12 protein-coding genes and 1 pseudogene are annotated in these 14,380 nt (G+C 69.2%); 5 read left to right on the top strand and 8 right to left on the bottom strand.

The window, feature by feature from the left end; all coding sequences use genetic code 11:
• The first annotated feature begins 368 nt into the window (after positions 1-368).
• The 4 genes from VDQ83_RS01505 (at position 369) to VDQ83_RS01520 (ending at position 3,844) form a co-directional block, all read left to right on the top strand.
• Complete coding sequence (locus VDQ83_RS01505; protein WP_455433604.1) at positions 369-1,433, top strand: pectate lyase family protein; 1,065 nt, start codon at positions 369-371, stop codon at positions 1,431-1,433.
• Positions 1,434-1,596: 163 nt separating this feature from the next.
• Entirely contained in the window at positions 1,597-2,070 is a 474-nt protein-coding gene (locus VDQ83_RS01510) for a hypothetical protein (protein ID WP_455433605.1), read from the top strand.
• 2 nt (positions 2,071-2,072) lie between these two features.
• The gene (locus VDQ83_RS01515; RefSeq protein WP_455433606.1) at positions 2,073-2,954 is read left to right on the top strand and encodes a DUF6973 domain-containing protein; all 882 of its coding nucleotides are present in this window, start codon (positions 2,073-2,075) and stop codon (positions 2,952-2,954) included.
• 296 nt (positions 2,955-3,250) lie between these two features.
• Positions 3,251-3,844: a hypothetical protein gene (locus tag VDQ83_RS01520; RefSeq protein ID WP_309918075.1), complete on the top strand. Its 594-nt coding sequence runs from the start codon at positions 3,251-3,253 to the stop codon at positions 3,842-3,844.
• Between the two features lie 214 nt (positions 3,845-4,058).
• On the opposite strand, the gene VDQ83_RS01525 is transcribed toward VDQ83_RS01520, so the two are convergent.
• Positions 4,059-4,541 carry a hypothetical protein gene (locus tag VDQ83_RS01525; RefSeq protein WP_263395251.1) on the bottom strand — a complete coding sequence of 161 codons (483 nt, stop codon included), beginning with the start codon at positions 4,539-4,541 and terminating at the stop codon, positions 4,059-4,061.
• Between the two features lie 627 nt (positions 4,542-5,168).
• On the opposite strand from VDQ83_RS01525, the gene VDQ83_RS01530 reads away from it, so the two are divergent.
• Complete coding sequence (locus VDQ83_RS01530; protein ID WP_309918080.1) at positions 5,169-6,551, top strand: amino acid permease; 1,383 nt, start codon at positions 5,169-5,171, stop codon at positions 6,549-6,551.
• A gap of 160 nt (positions 6,552-6,711) precedes the next feature.
• Here the strand turns inward: VDQ83_RS01530 and VDQ83_RS01535 are convergent, their stop codons facing one another.
• The 7 genes and pseudogenes from VDQ83_RS01535 to VDQ83_RS01565 all read right to left on the bottom strand — a co-directional run bounded on the left by VDQ83_RS01535 (position 6,712) and on the right by VDQ83_RS01565 (position 14,371).
• The gene (locus VDQ83_RS01535; protein WP_309918083.1) at positions 6,712-7,974 is read right to left on the bottom strand and encodes an arsenic transporter; all 1,263 of its coding nucleotides are present in this window, start codon (positions 7,972-7,974) and stop codon (positions 6,712-6,714) included.
• 543 nt (positions 7,975-8,517) lie between these two features.
• Positions 8,518-8,967: a hypothetical protein gene (locus tag VDQ83_RS01540; protein ID WP_455433607.1), complete on the bottom strand. Its 450-nt coding sequence runs from the start codon at positions 8,965-8,967 to the stop codon at positions 8,518-8,520.
• A gap of 243 nt (positions 8,968-9,210) precedes the next feature.
• Positions 9,211-10,044, bottom strand: a complete 834-nt coding sequence (locus tag VDQ83_RS01545) for a carboxylesterase family protein (RefSeq protein ID WP_455433608.1) — start codon at positions 10,042-10,044, stop codon at positions 9,211-9,213.
• Between the two features lie 248 nt (positions 10,045-10,292).
• Positions 10,293-11,651: a magnesium transporter gene (gene mgtE, locus VDQ83_RS01550; protein WP_263395246.1), complete on the bottom strand. Its 1,359-nt coding sequence runs from the start codon at positions 11,649-11,651 to the stop codon at positions 10,293-10,295.
• Positions 11,652-11,951: 300 nt separating this feature from the next.
• A pseudogene (gene ptsP / locus VDQ83_RS01555) lies at positions 11,952-13,658 on the bottom strand (phosphoenolpyruvate--protein phosphotransferase); the annotation flags it as partial.
• Positions 13,659-13,716: 58 nt separating this feature from the next.
• Positions 13,717-13,986: an HPr family phosphocarrier protein gene (locus VDQ83_RS01560; protein WP_009591660.1), complete on the bottom strand. Its 270-nt coding sequence runs from the start codon at positions 13,984-13,986 to the stop codon at positions 13,717-13,719.
• Positions 13,979-14,371, bottom strand: coding sequence for a PTS sugar transporter subunit IIA (locus VDQ83_RS01565; RefSeq protein WP_263395244.1), 393 nt, complete (start codon positions 14,369-14,371; stop codon positions 13,979-13,981). The genes VDQ83_RS01560 and VDQ83_RS01565 overlap by 8 nt, the downstream gene beginning before the upstream one ends.
• Positions 14,372-14,380: the final 9 nt, after the last annotated feature.

The raw sequence follows: 14,380 nt of genomic DNA on the forward strand, positions 1-14,380 counted from the left end.
TAGGCGTGGCAATGACGCGCGATTGTCTCCACCGCGCAACGAACGCGCTCGGCAGGTGGCGCCGAGCGGCGTGCGGACGACGCTGCGCCGCGGTTCTTCGTCGTGTTTGGCACATGTGCAGTGTCGCGCGCGATCGCGCCGCGCACGCCTGTCTGCGGCTGTCGTTGTCTGTCCCCGTCTGTCCGTTCGTGTCCGCTTCGCCTGTCTCGCTCGCCGATCGTAGGAGCGGATCTAGCTTCCCGATTTGAGGGGATTGCGCCTGCGCCGGCTCGCGCCAAGACTGCGCCCGGCCCCCACGCCCCGTGCCATCGCCCATCGCGTTCCGCGCAGGGCGCCAGGCGCTTTTCGCTGCAAGATGGGAGAGTCCGATGAACACCCAGTCCCTCACAGGCATGCTCGCGCTTGCCTCGCTGTTGTGCGTATCGCCCGCTATCGCCGGCCCGATCGGCTACGGCGCCGCCACCACCGGCGGCGGCAACGCGATCCCGATCAACGTCGCCACGATGGAGGCGATGCAGGCCGCGATTAACAACTATTCCGGCAGCGGCGGCCTGGTGCTGAACTACACCGGCCAGTTCGACTTCGCCAGCATCGGCAACGTCTGCGCGCAGTGGCAGCTGCCGGCCAGGACCGTGCAGATCAAGAACAAGAGCAACATCACCATCCGCGGCGCCAACGGCTCGTCGGCGAACTTCGGCCTGTGGGTGGTGGGCAATGCGCACAACATCATCATCCGCAACATGACCATCGGCCTGCTGCGCGGCGGCGAGGACGCCGACTCGATCTCGCTGGAAGGCAATTCCACTGGCGAGCCGTCCAACATCTGGGTCGACCACAACACCTTGTTCGCCTCGCTGACCAAGTGCGCCGGCGCCGGCGACGCCTCCTTCGACGGCGGCATCGACATGAAGAAGGGCGTCCACCACGTCACCGTGTCGTACAACTACGTGCACGACTACCAGAAGGTCGCGCTCAACGGCTACAGCGACAACGACACCAAGAACGCCGCGGCGCGCACCACCTACCACCACAACCGCTTCGAGAACGTCGAATCGCGGCTGCCGCTGCAACGCCGCGGCCTGAGCCACATCTACAACAACTACTTCAACAACGTGCTTACCTCCGGCATCAACGTGCGCATGGGCGGGGTGGCGCTGATCGAGGCCAATTACTTCGAGAACGCCAAGAACCCGGTCACCTCGCGCGACAGCACCGCGATCGGCTACTGGGACCTGGTCAACAACCATGTCGGCGGCGGCATCACCTGGACCGTGCCCGAGAGCACCAGCAAGCCCTACGCCAACGCCACCACCTGGATCTCGTCGAAGGTGTTCCCCGAGCCGTTGGGCTACCTGTACACCGCGATTCCGGCCGCGCAGGTCAAGGCCAAAGTCATCGCCACGGCCGGCGCCGGCACCAACCTGGCCGAGTAACGCGAACCTCCCTGGCGCCCCGGACAACCGGGGCGCCTGCGTCCGCGGCGCGGGCCTGCCCGCCGCCATTCGGGATGCGCCTCCCGGGCCGCGGCCTCCGCGCTTGAGTCGGGTGCGCGGATATCCCAGAATGCGCCATCGACGGCGGAAGGAGCCACGTCCCATGTCCGACGCCAGTTCCCTTGCGCGGCGCGCGCGCTCCCGCGCCGTAAGCCCTGCAGGCTTGCGAATGCCGATGCGCCGATTGCGCCGCGCCGCGTTGCTGATCCTTTCTCTCGTCTCGACCGCAGGATGCACCATGGCCGATCCTTCGCTTTCCAAAGAGCAATTCGCGCAGCAGGTCACCACGTTGTTGGGTGGCCGGGATGCCGTGGAGGTGCCGGCTTCGGCGCTCACCACATTCGCGTGGCAGCGCCTGTGCTTCGAGCGCGACGACGCGCTGCTGCTGAAGTTCACCGTGGACGGCGACGAGCGCGTGCTGTCGCTGCCCTACGAGGAGTTCTTCGTCGACGAGGGCCACGTGCAGGATTCGCTGGAGGATGCCTGCCTCGGCCCGGGCGACAGGATCGTGGTCAGGAAGAAATATCCCGGATACACCGGCCCGGTGGAATTCCAGAAGAGTCGTCAGGGAGGCTAGTCATGGTCGACATCACCGACCCGAAAGGCGCCAAGCGGGAGATCGAGCAGGAGGCTTATCGGTACTACGAGCAGTTGAGCGGCACGCCGCTGGCCAGGCGGCCCGACGGCAGCTTCGCCGCGCAAGGCCACAACGACGAGCTCGATGCGTTCCGCCATGCCTATACCAGCGGCCGCGTCACCCAGGTCGCCGGCGGCATGCAGTGGGTCGCACGCCATTTCGGCAACGACGCGGAGATCGGCGCGGCGCATCCCAACGATCCGTACGAACACCGCATGGACCTGTGGAACAACGAGGCCGGCCGCCGCCTGGGCGATGCCGCCGCCGACGCGCCCGACCTGGCCCAGCGCACCTACGCGGCGCTGCGCAACGGCGAACTGGCCACCGGCCTGTCCGATCCGCGCCTGCGCCAGCTGTATCCGGACGATCCGCGCCTGCAACTGGCGCAGGGCGACCCGCAGCGCGACCTGGTCACCGCCGGCGACGTGGACCGCATCAATCGCGACGTCTCGCGGCTGCAGGATCAGGCCCAGGACCGATTCCCGCCCGGCCATCAGGATCGCGCCTATTTCGACGCGTTGCGCGCGCAACTGCCGGCCGAGGTGTCCGACACCAAGGTCGCGCAGGCGATGCTGGCGGCCAAGTCCGAAGGCATCGAGCGGGTCGACCAACTCGGCGCGGCGACGCTGCACAACGACCAGATCTTCGTCAGCGGCAAGACTCCCGGTTTCCGTGCCCAGATCGACGCCAACGCGCCGGCGCCGGACATGCGCGAGACCGTCTACCAGACCGACCAGCACAACCTGGTGCGCGCGTACGACGAGCAGCACCGCACGCAGCCGCAGGCCCAGCCGCCGCAGTACGCGGCGCCGAGCGGACCGTAGCGCGATGCGTCGGCGCCATGCGCCGACGTGCGGGCATGGCGCATGGCCGATGCGACCGATCGTGCAGCGGTTTGCCGCGCCCCTGCGCCTGGTGTAAGCCGCATTGCCTTTCGCCAGGGCGGGTGCGCCTGGCGGAGCGCCTCGATGCGCAAGCGGACATCGCTTGGGGACACTGAGCGCTGCTGCCGCGCCAGCGTGAGGCGAATGTCGCGCGCGGCACCGGAGCGCGGCGATTTTGGCTATATTTGCCGCGGGGACGCCGGCAGGGGGCCGGTGTCGCAGATCAAGGGACGATCGTGGACATCCAGCAACGCCGTTTTTCGAACCGTATCGGCTATGTCTTCGGCGACGACGAAGTGCACTATTCGGTACAGGACAGCTCCGGCAGCCGCAGCTTCTCGGTGGGCTACGGCGACATCGGCCGCGACCGCCAGACCCTGACCGAGCGCAATCAGTGGCTGCGCAATGCCGGCATGCTGTGGGGTGTGCTGGGGCTGGTGCTGACCGTGATGGCTTCGCTGAAATCGCATGCGTTCACGCCCTCGTTCTGGCTGTGGGTCGGCATGATCTGCTATGCCGCCTATCACTTGATCGTGACCCACTACCTGATCATTCCGACCGAGAAGGGCAACCTGCTGGTCATCAAGAATGCCGACGGCGAGCGGATCGTCGCGCAGCTCGAACAGCGCCGCGCCAGCTACTTGCGGCGCGAGTACGACGTCATGCTCGCCGAAGAGCATCCCGAACAGCGCCGCAACCGTTTCAAATGGCTGCACCGCGAGGGCGTATTGAGCAGCGAGGAACTGGAGCAGCGCCTGCAGCAGGTGGATGCTCGCGATCCGGCGCTGCTGGTGGTGCAACAGGTCTTGTCGGGCAACCAACTGCACTGAGCCAGTAGCGGTTGCCGCCGCCCGCGCCGCGACGCGGAGGCATGCAAAGCGGATGGCGTCCGCCGCGCCAGTGGCGCTGGCGTGCGCTTTTTTTACGTCCGGAATGCATGCGGCCATGGATCGGCCGCACGGTGTTTTCGCATCCCGACGCCTGGGCCTGCAACGAAAACGCCGCGGCCGTTGCCGGTCGCGGCGCGGATGCTGGACGCGCGCGTTACTGCGGTGCGGCCGGCGCCTTGGTGCGCGGGATCACGTACGAAGTGATGTATTCGCCGTTGGAACCGTAGACCACGACGATGGTGTTGTTGGCGTCCTGGTAGACCACGGTGGCGCTGCACGGGCAGCTCGCGGCGGCGGTGACCATGCCGAGCGGGCGATCCTTCTCGTCGTTGACGGCGATCAGCTGCTCTTCGGCGGCCGAGCCGATCGGCAGGCGCGATTCGGTGCCCGGGGTGACCGCGATCACCGTGATCACGTCGTCCTTCGACGAGTTGATCTGCGCGAACTTCAGCCCGGACTTCTCGAACGTGTAGACCTTGAACAGCGGCGACAGGCTGACGTTCTTCTTGCCGGCCGGGACGCGGTCGCCCAGGCCCTGGACGACGTCGTTGGCTTCGAGCTTCTGCCCGGCGGCGTGGGTCTGCGCCGCCGCGAACGCGGCGGCCAGGACGGCCAGGGTCAACAGGGGTTTGAACATGGGTGTCTCTCCTTGTCTTGATGCAGCGGACCGGTGCGCCAGAGGCCGGGCGGCAGCCGTGGTCCTTTCCGGCCAGGCCGCTCGGTGCAGGCCGTCTCCCGGCCTGCCATCACGCGTGCGGGCGGAGCCTCGCGGTGCGACCGGTGCAGCGCCATCCGCGGCGCGGACTCCGGTCGTCGAGGCGGGCTCCCAACCCGACGCATGTTCAGTATTTCTGACGTTAGTATCGCTGTCAATACCGAAAATCAATGACATGCGCGATGTGCGAGGAAATTCGCTGGTTTTGTATTTCCGAACTTGGCGTGTCACCCCTGCCCCGAGCGCGCGCTTGCTCGTGCATAGGCCGCGCAGGGAAGGGGGTAGGACAGGGAGGGGCAGGGCAGGGAAGAGCGATCAAGCGGACACGCGTCCACGTCCGGGTGGCAACGTGCGCTCTTCGCGCGACAAGCGGCCTCGCGGTCGGCCGTGGCCGATCACCAGTTGCCGGACGGGCGCTCGCCACATGCTCGCCGCCGATGCCTAACCGCCAGGGCAATGGCCCATCCCGATCACCTCGACAGACGCAAGCGAGCACGCCGCCATCGCGACGCGGTATCGTGTCGGGATTCCTGCCGATCGACCAACCCGATGCCGCATCCGTCCATGCCTCCCGGTCCCGCTGCCACGTCCGCCACGCCCGCGCTGAGCCATGCGCTGAAACCGCGGCAACTGATCATGATGGGCCTGGGCAGCGCGATCGGCGCCGGGCTGTTCCTGGGCTCGGGCGTGGGCGTGCACGCGGCCGGGCCGGCGGTGCTGATTTCCTACCTGGTCGCCGGCGCGCTGGTGATCATCGTGATGAACGCGTTGGGCGAGATGGCCGCGGCCAAGCCGGCCAGCGGCGCGTTCTCGGTGTATGCCGCCGATGCGATGGGCGCCACCGCCGGGGCGACGGTGGGCTGGCTGTGGTGGCTGCAACTGGTGATCGTGATCGCCGCCGAGGCGGTGGGTGCGGCCGGCCTGCTGGCCACGGTCTGGCCGGCATTGCCGGTGCCGCTGGTCGCGGTGGTGTTCATGGCCGCGTTCACCGCGATCAACCTGCTGGGCGTGCGCAATTTCGGCGAATTCGAATTCTGGTTCGCGATCCTCAAGGTGGTGGCGATCATCGCCTTCATCCTGATCGGCGTGGCGCTGCTGGCCGGCTGGTTGCCGAACGTGGCCTCGCCGGGCTGGTCCAACGTCACCGGCAACGGCGGCTTCGCGCCCAAGGGCGCCGCCGGCATCGGCGCGGCGCTGCTGGTGGTGGTGTTCGCCTTCGGCGGCACCGAAATCGTGGCGGTGGCGGCGGCCGAGACCGCCGACCCGGAGCGCAGCATCGCGCGCGCGATCCGCACCGTGGCCTGGCGCATCCTGGTGTTCTACATCGGCTCGCTGAGCGTGATCATCGCGGTGGTGCCGTGGCAGAGCGAGGCGCTGAGTTCGCCGTTCGCCGCGGTGCTGCAGGCGGCCAGGATCCCCGGCGCGGCCACCGGCATCACCCTGATCGCGGTGATCGCGCTGCTGTCGGCGCTCAATGCCAATCTGTACGGCGCCTCGCGGATGATCTTCTCGCTGGCGCAGCGTGGCGAGGCGCCGCGCGCGCTGGCGTTCACCAGCCGCCACCAGGTACCGCTGCTGGCGGTGCTGGCGAGCGTGCTGTTCGGCTTCGTCGCCGCGGTGCTGGAGCTGCTGTATCCGAACCGGGTGCTGCCGGTGCTGTTGAACATCGTCGGCGCGACCTGCCTGCTGGTGTGGACGATCTCGCTGCTGTCGCAGCTGATCCTGCGCGCGCGCGCGGACCGTGCCGGCACCCGCCTGCCGTTCCGCATGCGCGGCTATCCGGTGCTGACCGTGCTGGCGCTGGCGATCCTGGCGCTGATCTTCGGCCTGCTGGTGGCCTCGGCCGACACCCGCGCGCAGTTCCTGTCGATGGCCGCGCTGACCGCCGCGATCGCGCTGGTCAGCGGCGTGGCGCGGCGGCTGCGCGGGTAGGGCAGGGCGCTGCGCTCCCTGTAGGAGCGGCTTCAGCCGCGACCTGAGCCGGACATTGCGATGTAGGCAGAAGAGAGCGCTGCATTTTTGGAGGAACGCAAAAGCGTCGTGCTTGCGTTCGTCGCGGCTGAAGCCGCTCCTACAGAACAGCCGCGGGCTTTCAGCCCAGCAGCAGGCGTGCGCCCAGCGCGCACAGCAGGGCAGGCGGCATCACCAGCGCGCCGACCTTCAGGAAGCGCCAGAAGCCCACGTCCTCGCCCTCGCGGCGGATCGCGGTCAGCCACAGGATGGTGGCCAGCGAGCCGGTGATCGACAGGTTCGGGCCCAGGTCCACGCCGATCAGCAGCGCGTCGACGACCAGTTGCGGCGGATGCGCCTGGGCGATGGTGGTGCTGGCGATCAGCCCGGCCGGCAGGTTGTTCATCAGGTTGGAGGCGAACGCCAAGAGCGTGCCGGCCGCGCCGGCGGTGGCCAGCGGCGACTGCGCGCTCGCGCCGGCCAAGGCCTGCGCGAGCGCGCCGATGACCCCGGTACGTTGCAGCGCCTCGACCAGCACGAACAGCCCGGCCACCAGCGGCAGCACCGCCCACGACACCGCCTTGGCCAGCGGCAGCGGCGATTGCCGGCCGCCCAGGCACACCGCGGCCAGCGTGGCCAGGCCGGCCAGGCAAGTGGGCAGGCCCAGCTCCAGGCCCAGCGCGGAGACGCCGACCAGCAACGCCGCGGTGGCGAGGATGCCGGCCAGCGCGAAGGCGCCGCCACGGCTGAGCGGCGCGGTGTCCACGCGTTCGGCGCAGCGCCCGCGCAGGTCCTTGCGCTCGGCCCAGTACAGCATGCCGAAGGTGACCCCGATCGCCAGCAGCGACGGCAGCGCGAAGGCGGCCATCCATGCGCCCAGCGTCGGCATGGTGCCGCCGTACAGCACCAGGTTGGCGGGGTTGGAGATCGGCAGCACGAAGCTGGCGGCGTTGGCGATCAGCGCGCAGGCGAACAGCAGCGGCAGCGGCTTGGCCCCGGCCTTGCGCGCGGCGGCGTACACCGCCGGGGTCAGCACCACCGCGGTGGCGTCGTTGGACAGGAACGCGGTGACCACGATGCCGACCCCGAACACCAGCGCGAACAGGCGCCGCGGCGAGCCCTTGGCCAGGTTCACCGCATGCGTCGCCACCCAGTCGAACAGGCCTTCGGCGCGCGCGGTTTCCGACAGCAGCATCATCCCGATCAGGAACAGGTAGACGTCGTAGCCCTTCAGGACCGCATGCCAGGCTTCGGCGCCGGGCATCAGGCCGAGCACCATCAGCAGCAACGCCCCGCCCACCGCCCACAGCGCCTCGGGCAGCTTGAACGGCCGCGCGATCACCCCGGCCGTGGCCAGCGCGCAGATACTCCAGGTGGCGAGGTTCGCCGCGTGCCCGCTCAGCATGCGCGTGCGGCCGTGGCAGCGGGGCAGAGTGCACGCACGCTGCGCCGTTGGCATCTGACGCGGGCAGGATTGCGGTCCGCGGTGTACGCGTGGGAAAGGACGGACATGGGGGCGATTCGACGCGTGCAACCGCGGGGAGAACGGGCCGGCAAGGATAGCAAGCCGGTCGCCGCCGGCTTGGCGTCCGGCGCATTGCGCGGCGTTTGCGCGCGGCGGCGTTCAGCAGCGAGGCAGCAGCGAAGCGGCGACCGGGGAGTCGGAAAAGCGTACGTCAGGGCTGCGGGTGCGTCGGCATACGTTGCATGCGGCAATCTCCCGCAACCGCTCCTGCCGACTCCAGGAAAAGCCGGTGCCACTGTTGTGCACGCGCTGCGAGTGCATGTTGCGCGCGCCATCGCCTGGCGTACCCCGCCTACCCCGGAAAAGTGAGTACCAGCGCTGTGGTTAGGCTGCGAGTGCGCGGTGCATGCAACGATCGACCCGGCCACGCTTCTGCCAATCCCCAATCCCCAATCCCCAATCCCCAATCCGCAATCCCCGCCACTAAGACACATACCTGTCGATCCAACGCTGCAGGACATCGCTCAGGCTCGGCTTGGCCGGCACCGACAGCGCCGCACTGCGCGCGAAGCCGGCTGCGGCCTGTGCGAAGTCCTGTTTTGCGCGCCGCGTCGCCTGCTGCGCTGCCGCCTGCTGCTGGCGCAACTGCACGATGTGCAGCGATGGCCGCCCGGGCGGCGCGAACTTCTGGTCGCGGCGCAATGCGTCGGCGGACAGCGTGGTGGCGTGCGCGGCCTGCGCCAGCGCCTGCCTGGCCTTGAGCACCTGCAGCAGCCATTGCCCGGTCTCGCTGAGCTGCCAGGGTGCGGCGGGGTCGGAGGTGGCGATCAGCAACGGCGGAATCGCGGCACCGGCAAGCTCGGCGACGCTCGGGTCCAGACGCTGCAGCCGCTGAAGGAAGTCGGCCTGCGCGAAAGCGGTGTCGGTTGCCATGGGCGGCCCGGGAAGAAAACGAGCGCGGACTGTACGCGGTTTTGCCGTGCGGGTGGCTGCCGCACCGCCGAAGGCGCACAGCAACTGGCTGCCGCTGCTGTCCCGCCTTCGCGTGGCTCGGTTCCGACAGCGGCAGGTTCATTCCTGTCCGGACGCTGTCTCTGTGCTGTGGGTTTCTGTCGCGGCTGAAGCCGCTCCTACAGGAGTAAAGGACCGGAAGCCGTGCCGGTTCGCGGCGCGGGCTCAGCTGCCGCCGATCGCGGTTTCCGGCGCCGCGTCGGCGGTGTCGGCGCCGCGCTTCTGCGCGAACAGCCATTGCCACATCTTCGGGTCGCGGTAGGTGGCGTCCCAGGCGTTGTGGTTGCCGTCCGGATATTCGGTGTAGCGCACGTCGGCCTCCAGGTTCTTGAACGCGCGATAGATCTTGCGGTCGTCGTGCGGCAGCACCACGTCGTCCTGCGCGCCGTGGAAGATCCACACCGGGATTCGCTGCAGGCGTTCGGCCAGCGCGGTGTAGGGATCCGGCAGCTCCGCCACCGGGGTGACCACCAGATATTCGCGGTCCTCGTGCGGGGACAGGATCGCGCCGCAGATCGGCACCAGTGCGGCGAAGCGCTGCGGCTGCTGCAGCGCGATTTCCCAGGTGCCGTAGCCGCCCATCGACATGCCGGTCAGGTAGGTGCGTTGCGGATCGGCGCCGAATTCGGCGCTGGCCGCGTCCAGCGCCTGCAGCGCCATGGTCGCGTTGACCCCATTCCACTCCTGGTCGTCCGGTACCTGCGGCATCACCACCAGCGCGGGGAAGTCGCCCAGGTGGCGGCGCAGGTACGGGCCCACGCCCGCATCGGCCTGCTGCTTGCCATCGCTGCCGCGCTCGCCGGACCCGTGCAGGAACAGCACCACCGGTACCGGGCCCTGCCGATGCGGCGGCGCCGGCACGAACACCTGGTAGCGGTACAGGCGCCCGTCCACGGTCAGCTGGCGGGATACGAAGTGGCCGCTGGCCGGGTCGCTGGGCAGGCTGCTGCAACCGACCATCGACAGGCACAGCAGGATCAGCAACGAACGCATGGACATGGGCGGCCCTCGGCGGTGGGAACCCCCAGTATCGGCGTCCCGGCCCTTGCGCGACAGAGCGCCGTGCCGCCAGCGCCGGGTTCGGACATGCGCCAGTCAGGCGCGGGCCGCGTGGTCCTTCTCTTTCGCGAGCGCGCCAACGCCGTCTTCGCGCACTCGGCAAGCGCAAGCGAACGCATCGGCACCCGTGTGCGAGCGGCGGATGCAGCGGACTTCTCGGCCATGCAGAGGCAGAGGCCGCGCTTGGCCTACAGCAGCACCAGCGTCGCCAGGCCGAGGAAGCTGAGGAAGCCCATCACGTCGGTCAGCGTGGTCAGGATCACCCCGCCGGCCAGCGCCGGATCGAAGCCCAGGCGCTTGAGCGTCAGCGGCACCAGCACGCCGCCGAGCGCGGCGGTGAGCAGGTTGATGGTCAGCGCCGAGCCGATCACCAGCGACAGCAGCGGCTGGCCGAACCAGGCCCACACGATCAGGCCCAGGCCGATGCCCAGCGCCACGCCGTTGATCAGTGCCACCGCCAGCTCCTTGCGCAGCAGCACGGTGACGTTGGAGGCACCGATCTGGCCCAGCGCCAGGCCGCGCACCATCAGCGCCAGCACCTGGGTGCCGGCGTTGCCGCCCATGCCGGCGACGATCGGCATCAGCGCGGCCAGCGCCACCAGCTTGGAAATGGTGCCTTCGAACTGGCTGACCACGCTGGAGGCGATGAACGCGGTGCCGAGGTTGATGGTCAGCCACAGCAGGCGGCGCCGGAACGCGCGCCGCACCGGGCTGAACATGTCCTCGTCCTCGTCCAGGCCGGCGGCGCTCATCGCCTGGTGCTCGGCCTGGTCGCGGATGATGTCGACCACGTCGTCGATGGTGATGCGGCCGAGCAGGATGTTGTTGTCGTCCACCACCGGGGCGGAGATCCAGTCGTGGTCGGAAAACTGCCGCGCGACCTCGTCGGCGCCTTCGCCCACGTCGATGGCTGGCTGCTCGTCGTCGATCAGCCGGTTGATCGGGGTGGAATCCTCGTGCGTGACCAGCGCGGCCAGTGAGACGCGGCCCAGGTACTGGTGGCGGCGGCTGACCACGAACAGGTGGTCGGTGTGGTCGGGCAGTTCGCCGCGCAGGCGCAGGTAGCGCAGCACCACGTCGACGTTGACGTCGGCGCGCACGGTGACCACGTCCGGGTTCATCAGGCGCCCGGCGCTGTCCTCGGGATAGGACAGCACCTGTTCCAGGCGCTCGCGGTTCTCGCGGTCCATCGACTTGAGCACTTCGTCGATGACCGTGTCGGGCAGGTCCTCGACCAGGTTGGCCAGGTCGTCGATGTCGAGGTCTTCGACCGCGGCGATGATCTCGTCCGGGTCCATGTCCGCGAGCAGGCTCTCGCGCACTTCCTCGCCGACGTGCAGCAGCACCTCGCCGTCGTCTTCCGGATCGACCAGGCCCCACACCACCACGCGCTTGCCGAGCGGCAGCGACTCCAGCAGGTTGCCGATCTCGGCCGGCGCCAGCGTATTGACCAGCCGCCGCACCGGGCCCAGGCGCCCGCTGTCCAGCGCATCGGACAGCAAACGCAGCTGCCGCGCGGTCTTGTCGTGGCGGACGGCATCGGCCATGCGCTGCTCCTGAAAGTGGAAGGCCGCGCGCCGAAGGACGCGGTCGGTCAGATGTTCATCGCAACATTATCGCTTGCATGTTGCGGGAAGCACAGCGGTGGGGGACCAGGGACCGGGGACCCGGGACCCGGGGGATGATCGCGCGTGCATGCATTCTCTGTACTGCGGCAAGAGGCCATGCCTCCATGCAAAGCGTCGCCGAAACGAGGCAATCGGTCGTCGCATCGCATCCGACGAATCCGCTTTGTTTTTGCTGTTGCTTTTCCGGGTCCCTGGTCCCCGGTCCCCGGTCCCGACTCAACCAGCCAACCAGCGCTCGATTCCCTTCCGATCCCGCGCCTGCAGCAGCTTGGGGCCGCGCAGGCGCAGCGCCTGCAGGTCGGTGTCGCGGATCACCCGCCGCACTTCCAGCATCGTCGCCGGGTGCAGGCTGAACTCGCGCAGGCCCAGCGCCAGCAGGATCGGCGTCAGTGCCGGGTCGCCGGCGATCTCGCCGCACACCGCCACCGGCTTGGCATGGGCCTGGCCGGTGGCGATCACCTGCGCGATCAAGCGCAGCACCGCCGGGTGCAGCGGCGAGTACAGCTCGCCCAGCGCCTCGTTGTTGCGGTCGGCGGCGAGCAGGTACTGCACCAGGTCGTTGGTGCCGATGGACAGGAAGTCGATGGCGTCGATGAAGGTGTCCAGCGCGATCGCCGCGGCCGGCACCTCGATCATCGCGCCGACCTGCACCTGCTCGGCGATGGCGTGGCCCTCGCGGCGCAGCTGCGCGGCGATGCGCTTGAGATGCCGGCGCATCGCCATGATCTCCTCGCGCGCGCTGATCATCGGCAGCAGCACGCGCACCGGGCCGTAGCCGGAGGCGCGCAGGAGCGCGCGCAGCTGCGTGTCCGAGACCTTGGGCTTGGCCAGCGACAGGCGCACGCCGCGCAGGCCCAGCGCCGGGTTCTGTTCGTTGCTCATGGTCAGGCCGGTGCGGTCGGCCTTGTCCGCGCCCAGGTCCAGGGTGCGGATCGTCACCGGCCGCCCGCTCATGCCCAGCACCGCGTCGCGGTAGGTGCGGAACTGCTCTTCCTCGTCGGGCAACGCGTCGCGCTGCAGGAACAGGAATTCGGTGCGGTACAGGCCCAGGCCATCGGCGCCGAGCGCATGCGCGCGGGCCACGTCGTCGCGCGACTCGGCGTTGGCCAGCAAAACGATGTCCACGCCGTCGCGGGTGCGGCTGGGCTTGGAGCGCAGCTTGCCGAGCCCGCGCTGCAGCTTGGCCTGGTCGCGCACGCGGTTGCGGTAGTCGTGCAGGTCCTCGGGGGTGGGCTCGACGATCACCGCGCCCTGCACGCCGTCGACGATCAGCACGTCGCCATCGTTGATCTTCTGCAGCGCATCGGCGACGCCGACCACCAGCGGCAGGTGCAGGCTGCGCGCCAGGATCGCGCTGTGCGACAGCGCGCTGCCGGCGCTGGTGACGATGCCGACCACGCCCTGCGCCTGCAGCTGCGCCAGCTCCGACGGCGCCACGTTCTCGCACACCAGGATCTCGCCGGCCAGGCCGGCGCTGTCGGGCTGGCGCTTCTGCAGGAACGCGTGGATGCGCCCGATCACATGGTCCAGATCGTCCATGCGGCTTTTCAGGTAGGCGTCTTCCATGTCGTCGAACACGGTCGCCAGGCGGTCGCGCTGCAGGCGCAGCGCGTAGTCGGCGCTGTAGCGGCCGGTGCGGATCAGTTCGTCCAGGCCGTGCAGCAGTTCCGGGTCGTCGAGCAGCAGCGCGTGCAGGTCGAGGAACTCGCCGACCTCCTTGGCTAGCGCGCCGTGCAGGCGCTGGCGCAGGCCGTGCATCTCCTCGCGCGCGGCGTTCACCGCCAGGTGCAGGCGTTCCAGTTCTTCCGGCACCTGCGCCGCGCCGATGCGCTGTTCGGCCACGTCCAGCGCGTGCGGCAGGCGCACGCGCGCGCGGCCCAGCGCATTGCCGCGCGAGGCGCCATGGCCGGCGATGCGCAGGCTCACCGCACGCACCCGCGTCGGCGCGACGGCGTCGTGGCGCGCGGCGGCCGGCGCCGCATGCTCAGCTGTCCTCGTCGAAGCGCCGCTCGAACAGGCCGACCACGGCCTCCAGCGCGTCGGCTTCGTCGGCGCCGTCCACCCGCACCGTCACCGGCGTGCCCTGCGCGGCGGCCAGCAGCATCACGCCCATGATGCTCTTGGCGTTGACCTCGCGGCCCTTGGCCGCCAGCGTGGCGTTGCAGCGGAACGAGGACAGCGTCTGCACCAGCTTGGCGGTCGCGCGCGCATGCAGGCCCAGGCGGTTGGATACGATGAGTTCGCGTTCAAGCATCGTCGATCACCACTCCGTTGCGCGAGCCGGCCGCCGCGGTCGCGGGCAACTGGTCCAACCCCTGCTCGGGGTAGTTCATGATCCGCAGCAGCATCGGCAGGCTCAGCGCCGAGACGCGCCGTACCGGCGTGCCCAGGCGCGCGAGTTTCGTCGCCAGGTTGCTCGGGCTGGCGCCGTACAGGTCGGTGACGACCAGCACGCCGTCGCCGTTGTCGACCCGCCGCAACGCCGCCGACGCATGCGGCAGCAACGCGTCCAGATCGGCATCCAGCGGCACTTCGAACGCTTCGGTCTTCAGCGGCAATTGCCGCAACAATCCGGTCGCCACGCTCAACAACGACGCGCCGACACCGGGATGAGTGATCAGGAGAATGCCACAGGCCATGGGCGAACG

The organism is Xanthomonas sp. WHRI 7945, from assembly GCF_035026585.1.